The organism is thiotrophic endosymbiont of Bathymodiolus puteoserpentis (Logatchev), from assembly GCF_900127505.1.
Taxonomy (GTDB): domain Bacteria; phylum Pseudomonadota; class Gammaproteobacteria; order PS1; family Pseudothioglobaceae; genus Thiodubiliella.
On sequence record NZ_UEXF01000028.1, the window covers coordinates 1 to 779 of the forward strand.

Annotated in this window: 3 protein-coding genes; all 3 read right to left on the bottom strand. The window is 36.8% G+C overall.

Annotated elements, in window-relative coordinates; translation table 11 throughout:
• Nucleotides 1–28: 28 nt before the first annotated feature.
• Entirely contained in the window at nt 29–265 is a 237-nt protein-coding gene (locus BHECKSOX2_RS04255; protein WP_139682601.1) for a hypothetical protein, read from the bottom strand.
• 8 nt (nt 266–273) lie between these two features.
• Complete coding sequence (locus BHECKSOX2_RS04260; protein WP_139682602.1) at nt 274–501, bottom strand: hypothetical protein; 228 nt, start codon at nt 499–501, stop codon at nt 274–276.
• Nucleotides 502–563: 62 nt separating this feature from the next.
• Nucleotides 564–779, bottom strand: a 216-nt coding sequence (locus BHECKSOX2_RS04265) for a hypothetical protein (protein WP_180323653.1), incomplete at its 5' end; no start/stop codon positions are given.

The following is a 779-nucleotide window of genomic DNA, read 5'->3' on the forward strand; positions in this document are numbered from 1 at the left end:
TGGTATAATTTGAAGCCTGATTTGTTTATCAGAAAGCCTGATATGTTTCGGAGTGTGGTTTTTGAAAGTAGGGAATAACGTGGTGAAACCTGACACTTACTGATTTTGAAAATAAATCACAAGCTAACTTCTTATTAACTTTAAGTTGATTATTACCTACATACATATCAACACCAAGATTATGCAGTCTTCTTCCTTCTATATTAAGGCTATATGCAATTACAGCACCACTGCTCGCACTCAATAAGATAATAATAAGTGCCATACGCTTTATCATTCAAAAGCCTCTAGTGGTAGCGGAATACCTTCTCCACGACAAGAATAGTAATTTAAAGATTGGCATTTACTCTCATAATACATTTCTTTTATAACATATTCAGCACCACTAAAAACATTCAATTTGAAGAAACTCTTGAAACGCTTAATATTTACACCTTCCTTGGTGTGTGTATCTAAAGGATTAATGGGGTCAATGTTAATGTTATTATCTTTATCTCTCATATATTTTATACACTTATAAACCATTTGACAATTCTCGGTCGGATCTCCTCCTGAAAGGAGTCTTAACACATTTGGATCCATACCCCCCCATGAGTCATATTCTCATTAAACAAATACCTAAACGCCCCCGTCTGCGCCCCGTTTGCGAATTTACCGCCGCCAATCATCGAGATGGTGCCACCAATAACTGCCTCTATAGCAGTATTGCCAATCATTTCATTAGCCTTACTTGATTTGCCTGAGGATCCAAAGTAAGAGCCAACTGATCCCGCTAAGAA

Bases quoted from the DNA above. Each gene is read 5' to 3' on its own strand.
- BHECKSOX2_RS04260 (WP_139682602.1), bottom strand. From the start codon at position 501: ATGAGAGATAAAGATAATAACATTAACATTGACCCCATTAATCCTTTA.
- BHECKSOX2_RS04255 (WP_139682601.1), bottom strand. From the start codon at position 265: ATGGCACTTATTATTATCTTATTGAGTGCGAGCAGTGGTGCTGTAATT.